This is a genomic window from Paenibacillus sp. AR247, from assembly GCF_002968895.1.
In the GTDB taxonomy this organism is placed as follows: domain Bacteria; phylum Bacillota; class Bacilli; order Paenibacillales; family Paenibacillaceae; genus Paenibacillus_AQ; species Paenibacillus_AQ favisporus.
In genome coordinates, this window is record NZ_PCZT01000010.1 from 236,043 (window position 1) to 242,612 (window position 6,570).

The 6,570-nt window shown below is 56.9% G+C and carries 7 protein-coding genes; all 7 read left to right on the plus strand.

What is annotated here, in order from left to right; all coding sequences use genetic code 11:
- The first annotated feature begins 94 nt into the window (after nt 1-94).
- Nucleotides 95-697, plus strand: a complete 603-nt coding sequence (locus CPT76_RS20655; RefSeq protein ID WP_105444287.1) for a hypothetical protein — start codon at nt 95-97, stop codon at nt 695-697.
- Between the two features lie 87 nt (nt 698-784).
- On the plus strand, nt 785-2,665 hold the full coding sequence (locus CPT76_RS20660; protein WP_105444311.1) for a cyclic nucleotide-binding domain-containing protein: 1,881 nt from the start codon (nt 785-787) through the stop codon (nt 2,663-2,665).
- A gap of 295 nt (nt 2,666-2,960) precedes the next feature.
- The gene (locus CPT76_RS20665) at nt 2,961-3,461 is read left to right on the plus strand and encodes a CYTH domain-containing protein (protein ID WP_105444288.1); all 501 of its coding nucleotides are present in this window, start codon (nt 2,961-2,963) and stop codon (nt 3,459-3,461) included.
- Between the two features lie 344 nt (nt 3,462-3,805).
- A complete protein-coding gene (locus tag CPT76_RS20670) occupies nt 3,806-4,351 on the plus strand; it encodes a hypothetical protein (RefSeq protein ID WP_105444289.1) in 546 nt (181 codons plus the stop codon).
- Nucleotides 4,317-4,952, plus strand: coding sequence for a sensor histidine kinase (locus CPT76_RS20675; protein ID WP_258168703.1), 636 nt, complete (start codon nt 4,317-4,319; stop codon nt 4,950-4,952). Before CPT76_RS20670 ends, CPT76_RS20675 begins: the two co-directional genes overlap by 35 nt.
- Nucleotides 4,930-6,054 carry a response regulator gene (locus CPT76_RS20680; RefSeq protein WP_105444291.1) on the plus strand — a complete coding sequence of 375 codons (1,125 nt, stop codon included), beginning with the start codon at nt 4,930-4,932 and terminating at the stop codon, nt 6,052-6,054. The genes CPT76_RS20675 and CPT76_RS20680 overlap by 23 nt, the downstream gene beginning before the upstream one ends.
- Before the next feature lie 139 nt (nt 6,055-6,193).
- On the plus strand, nt 6,194-6,570 hold a 377-nt coding region (locus CPT76_RS20685; RefSeq protein ID WP_146116368.1), incomplete at its 3' end, for a DUF6508 domain-containing protein.

Below are 6,570 nucleotides of genomic sequence, written 5' to 3' on the forward strand. Positions count from 1 at the left end.
GGGTAATTTGTCATATTTTGGATTGTGCTCATTTCCTGTTTTTGCTATTCTTCTTGTAGTAGAATGATAGAATGAATGGATCGAGGTCGAGTGCATGAATCGTAAAATGATTTTGACGACCGCCGCATCGCTGCTTGTCGGTGTCGTCGCAGGAACCGGAATAATGATGAACGACCAGGCTTACACTTCCGTGAAGCAAGCCGTAGGCGGCAGCGCTACGAACAATTCCCTGGCGAATGTAGGGAACATTGATCTGGCCAGTATGGATATCGAATCCGCCCTTCAGGCGGTGCAGCAGCAGCGCGCTCAGGCATTAGAAGACCAATTAAAGGATCAAGTAGCAAACGTTCAGAAAAGAAATGAAGAGATTGCCCAGTTGAACAACATTTTGGGCGAGCTCAGCACCCTTCGCGGACAAAGCGCGGACGGTAATTATAAGGTATCGGAAGGAACGCTGTCCACGCTTTCGGGCATGGGATTGGCCGATGCATCGAAGACCGATTATTCTGCCAACGATGTGGATCAGCTGATCCAGAAGATCAAGAGCTATATCGATAATATGAGCAATTCCCAACAGATGGACATGCTTCGCCTTCAGGAGCTTAACAATAAGCGGAATGAAGCGATGGACGTGATGACCGACTACATAAAGAAGATGGAAGACGCGAGAAACAGCATTTTAGGCAACATGAGATGATCCCTTCGAACTTGAAGAAAGACAATCAATAAATCAGGAGAGGAATCTGCCGCAGGGCGGGTTCTTTTCGTGTATGGAGCGATGGAAATGACAACGATGGCGGTCGATTTTTTGCGCAGCCACCCGCTTTTTCGCGGCGTCCCGGTTCCCGAGCTGGAAGGGGCGGCCCTGTCGATGCATGAGGAGAGCTTTCACGGCGGCGACAGCTTGATCGTGGAGGGGAGCTACGGCAATTCATGCTATTTCATTATGAGCGGACAGGTACAGGTGGTATCGCGGAATTTGGTGGGGCAGACGGTGACGCTGGACGTGCTGGGCGAAGGCGCGCTGATCGGGGAAGTGGCCTTGTTTTTGGAGGAAAAAAGGACATCCGGCGTTCAGGCTATCGGTGACGTGACCGCCCTGCGGCTCGAGCAGAACGCCTTCAGCCGCCTTGCGGCGGCGAGCCCGATGTTTCACGAGAGCTTATCTTTCTCCGCGCGGATCCGCACGATGCACGCCATGCTCAGCAAGGCGACGATCTGGGCGGCGATACCGAATGCGGAGCTTCGCGGACTGGCGGAGGTCACCGTCCGCCGGAAGGTGTACAAGGGCGACGTGATTTTGGCGGAAGGAACGCTGTCCGACCGGTTTTACATGATCGCCGAGGGGCGGTTTGAAGTCCGAAACGGGCGGCGCAGGAAGGCGGTCTATGAAGCCGGCGATTATTTCGGCGAGATGGACCTCTTAAGCGGTGAGGCGCACACGGGCACGGTGACCGCGCTGGAAAACGGCGAGCTGATGGTCATGGGCCGGGACGAGTTTCATTTTGTCCTGCAGCAGTATGAGCCGGTGAGGCGGCAGTTTTACGAGGTGCTGCGAATTCGCAGGCCGGATCTGCTGAACGAGGCGGTCAGCGCCAAGCTGCAGTTTTCGGAGGTTGCGGCGGCGGCCGATCCAGCCGGAACCGGTACGGGTGCGCTTGCGGAATCTGCCGGAAGCCCGGTTCAGGTCAAAAAGGAGCGCTGGATGGATGTTGTCCTTATTCTTGGCGGGCTTTTCGTCTTATTAACGATTCTGGCCGCATGGCTCAAGCAGCCGCTGTGGATTGATGCGGCGCTGGTGGCGGGCGGGTTCGTCGGGCCGGTATCGTTCGTCTCCTACCTGCGCAGCTCGCAGCTTCTCGGCTTTCGCCCCATGCGGCTGGCCCTGGTGTTTGCCTCCTCGGCCGTCATTGCCCTGCCCATCGCCTGGCTCCTGGAGCAGCGTTGGCTGGTGCATTATGGCGTGGGTGCCGGCGCCTCGGACCACTTGAAAGCGGCCGCGCTTGTAGCGGTGATCGAGGAGGCGGCGAAGCTGCTCGTCTGCTTGATTTTCTTGCGGAGCCGCCGGCAGCGGTTTCTGATGGACGCCATCGTGTTCGGGGCCAGCGTGGGTATGGGATTCGCGGCGATCGAAAGCATATTGTACGGCCTCACTTATCTGCAATCCCATGCCACCACCGGGATGCTGGCCGTGCTGTGGGTTCGGGCGCTCCTGTCCCCTTTCGGACACGGTACCTGGACCGCAATTGCGGCGGCAGGAGTATGGTATGGCATGGGGCGCGGCGCCGGCCATGCAGGCCGGCGGGGCATTTCACCCCGCAGCCTGCTGGTGATGGCGGCCCTGCTGCTGGCCAGTATAGTGCTCCATGCGGTATGGGATTACCGCTACGATACCGCGCTCTTGAAGCTGATCGGGATGGTCGCCGTCGGCGTGATCGGGATCGGGCTTCTCTATTGGCTGGTCCGGAGGGGCTCCCGGGAGGAACAGTCCATGCTTCAGGCGGTCAACCCGGAGCAGCAGATCGAGGAACGGCTGCTCAGCGCAGCCGTTCAGGACGGAGCGTCCGCGGTTCCGGGCCAGACGCTTGTATGCGAGGCCTGCAAAACGGTATCCCCGCCTGGGTCCAGATACTGCGGCCGATGCGGGCAGGCGCTGAAGCTGTAGGAAATGGCTTGAATGGCTATGACATCACTTTGATTATTCGTTATTGAGAAATACAAGGGTTAAGCAGTGACGTTTGCTTAACCCTTGTCTGCTGTTTCCCGGCATTTTACTGGTTTCGTGGTAAAGTTGATGTTCTCCCTGCCAATCCAGTTCAAATGATTGTCCTCCTTTGGTTTCGTTCGTATAATGGGTAATGCTATGTTGTGGATGAAGTGTAAGGGGTAAGTCTTAAATCAAAATGAATGGATGGATAGAGCCGGGTACCGGCTTAACCATTTTCAAGGGGGAACAGCGGGTGCCGCTAGAAATTGAACGTAAATTTTTGCTGCCGGAATTCCCGGCGGCTCAGGTTAGGGAAGGAAAACTGCGGATCGTCAAGGAGCAGCTGATCGAGCAGACGTATCTTGCGCTGTATGAAGATCAGGAACTGAGGGTTCGGAAAATAACCGATGCCGCCAGCGGAGACGTAGAGTATACGCATACGTTCAAGAGGGGGTTCGGCATCGCCCGGGAAGAGGTGGAGGTATCCATCGCCGGCGGCTTGTATGATCAGATGATTCAGGCCCATGGTGCAGTCCCTTTGATCAAAAAGCGCTCTACGGCGCTGTGGGATGGCCTGCAGGTGGAGATCGATGAGTACGATCAAATCCAGCTGATGGTGCTGGAGGTGGAGTTCGGCTCGGAGGAGGAGGCCGAAAGCTTCGTTCCCCCGGCATGGTTCGGGCAGGACATCAGCACGGATAAGGAATACAGCAACAAGAAGGTTTGGCGTGAGCTTCAGTCCCGGCGAAGTTAGGGAATGATGAAGCTCGATTGGCCACGGGACGGATCAAGCTGAGGCCGGGAATCAAGAGACCGAAAGGTCTCTTTTTTTGATCCAAGGATGTGATGCTTCGAGACCTGGATTCCTTATATCGCAAGGAAAGCTGCCATAGTACAACGGTTTGGCTTCCTTGAATGACGCCGATAGACGATTTTTACTTTTGATGGTAAAAAACATGTTTTTTGGAGGGGGGCTTTTATTACGTTTTGGGCTCACGGCGCCGACATAAAGTATAGCGGTTGCTTTGACGGAATAAAGCGCGCGAAAAGCGGCTTGAATATAGGCTTTACCCTGCGTAAAGCCCGGGGAGCGTTGGGATGAAAAGGCAATGGATTATTTTTATCATCGGCATGCTGCTGGTGCTGTTTCTGCCGGTGTACGCCGTTTGGCAGCAGTTCGTGATGGACAGGCAGCCTACGGCGGTGGAAGGGGTTCTTGACCTCAGCAAGCTGGATCTCGGGCATCACGGAGCGATCAGCTTGAACGGGGAGTGGGAATTTTACCGGAGCCAGCTGCTGACTCCAAAGGATTTTGACCGCAGCGTCACCGTGAAGGAAGACGAGCGTCCAAGGCTGTCCGGGATGGCACGCTTGCCGGGCGCCTGGAACGATTATATTGCGGAGGACGGACAGCGAATGGCCGCGGGCTACGGGACGTTTCGCCTGATCGTTCAGGTCAAGCCGGGGCAAGTGCTGACGTACGGCCTGCAGACCAACAATATCCGTTCCGCCAGCCGGGTGTTCATGGGCGGTTACGAGATTGGAGCCAGCGGAAATCCTGGGCGTACCGCCGATGACGGCGTTCAGAATAACGTTCCCTTCTTGGGTTTTGCCACCCTTTCAGGCGGACGGATCGAAATATAATGCGCTGAATACGATGATCGCCCTGCTGCCGATCGACCCGGAGAAGACGGCGGAATTGCTTCACGAGCTCAGCCGATATTTGCGGGGGAGCTTCGATTTCCGCAACCGGGACCAGCTGACCGTCCTTCGCCAGGAGATGGCCTTGGTTACGTCTTATTTAAACCTGGAAAAGGCCCGGTTTGAGGACCGGCTGCAGGTCGACTACGACATTCAGGCGGATATGAATCGTCTGGTGCCCCCGCTCACGATCCAGCCGATCGTTGAAAATGCGGTCAGGCACGGAATCATGCCCAAGGAAGAGGGCGGCAGGGTTCGGATATCGGTGCAGGAGCAGGAGGAACGGCTGGAGATTGCAGTCGAGGACAATGGGACAGGCATGACCCCGGAGCGGATGGAAGCCGTACGGGAAGGCAGGGCCGGGAACGGTGTAGGGCTGAAAAATATTAACGCCCGCCTGCTGACGCTTTTTGGCACAGAGCTTATGATCGACAGCGATCCCGAGCGGGGAACCGTGGTCCGGTTCCATGTGCCGAAGCAGAAACAGCGTGACTCTCGGATGACACAAGAGGAGGACAGGCATGAGAGCGATATTGGTCGATGACGAAAATCCGGCGCTGCTTCAGTTGGCGCGGCTGATTCAAGGGGACGGGCGAATCGAGATCGCCGGCAAATTTACGCAGGTCCGGGCGGCACTGGAGCATGTCGAGGGGGTTCCGGTTGACATCGCGTTTCTGGATATCGAGATGCCCGGTCTGAACGGGCTGGAGGCGGCGGAACGCCTGCACGCTATGCATCCTGGCATTCAGGTGGTGTTCGTGACGGCGTACAATCAGTACGCGATTGAAGCGTTCGAGGTAAACGCGATCGACTATCTGCTGAAGCCGGTCGATCCCGAGCGGTTTGCCAAAACCGTGAGCCGGCTCGAGGCGCGTTTGGCGCCCCAGCAGCAGACGGCGGCACCTGTCCTTATCCGGCAGGATCCCCAAATCATTTGCTTTAAGCGGATTGAGGTAATGGATGGCATGGGGAGCGGCAGCCGGCTCAAATGGCGGACGCAGAAAGCGCAGGAGTTGTTCGCTCTGCTGGTGCATCACCGCAACCGGTGGGTCGCGAAGGACCAGATTTTGATGACCCTATGGCCGGAACTCTCCACCGATAAGGCGGTGACCCAGCTGCATACTTCCGTGTACCAGGTCCGCAAAATGCTGAAAGCCTGGGGGCTGGGCTCCACCGTGGATTACTCCCATGAGAGCTATTGTCTGGTTCAGCGGGAAGTCGAGGTGGACGTGGACCGGTTCTTGAGGAATACCGCCATGGAAGAAATCCGTGACCTGCGCGACTTGCAGCGCCTGCAGAGCGGACTGGCCCAATATCAGGGCGACTATCTTGAGGAGCATGATTACGGCTGGGCGATGTCGGCCCGCGAGGAGCTTCGGCGCCAATTTGTGCGTTCCAGCCTGCTGGCCGCCGAATATGAACAAGCCGTCGGACAGGCGCGCAGGGCGCTGGACCGGCTGCTGGGCCTGCAGAGCGTCGAGCCTTTTTCGGATGAGGTATGCCGGAAAGTTCTGCTCAGTTACCTTCAGGCCGGCGAAACAGGCGAGGCACAGAGTCATTACGATGCGTTTGTACGGGTCCTGTCCGAGGAGCTGGACGCTGAGCCGGAGCTGGAGACGGTGATGCTGGCTGAGCAAATTTTCTAGCCGTACAGGTACACCTCACGACCGGCCCGATATAGGCGCACCCAATGACCAGGTTGTATGAATCGCCCAATCGAATGTCCTTTTCGGGAAGCGCAGCTTACGGCAGCTGTGATATGTTAGAACCAAGGAGGGATCGGCAATGGTGGGTTTTCAGGAGCAGGAGCTGCAGGAATGGATCCGTTATTTTGAAAATAAAAACACGTCCTTCTGCACATGGGCCGGAGGCACCCAAAGCGAGGCAGGCGTGATGACGATGCCTTATCCGGTATACGACGCCGGTGTTCAGCGCTTCATCGCAGCCGTCAGCGGCAGCGGACTGATGATGCAGGATTATTTGCGGCTGCTCGAGAAGGGGGATGCTCTTGCGCCGGAAGCGATCAGCGGACTTGCGATGCCCCGGGATACGGAATTGCTGCGGGCGGCGCTGACCTATTTCGTCCGGCAGGAACGCTTTTGCGACGGGTTATGGGAGAAGGCGATCCGGGAAGGCATTTTCCTGAGCATTTTGTATAAGCT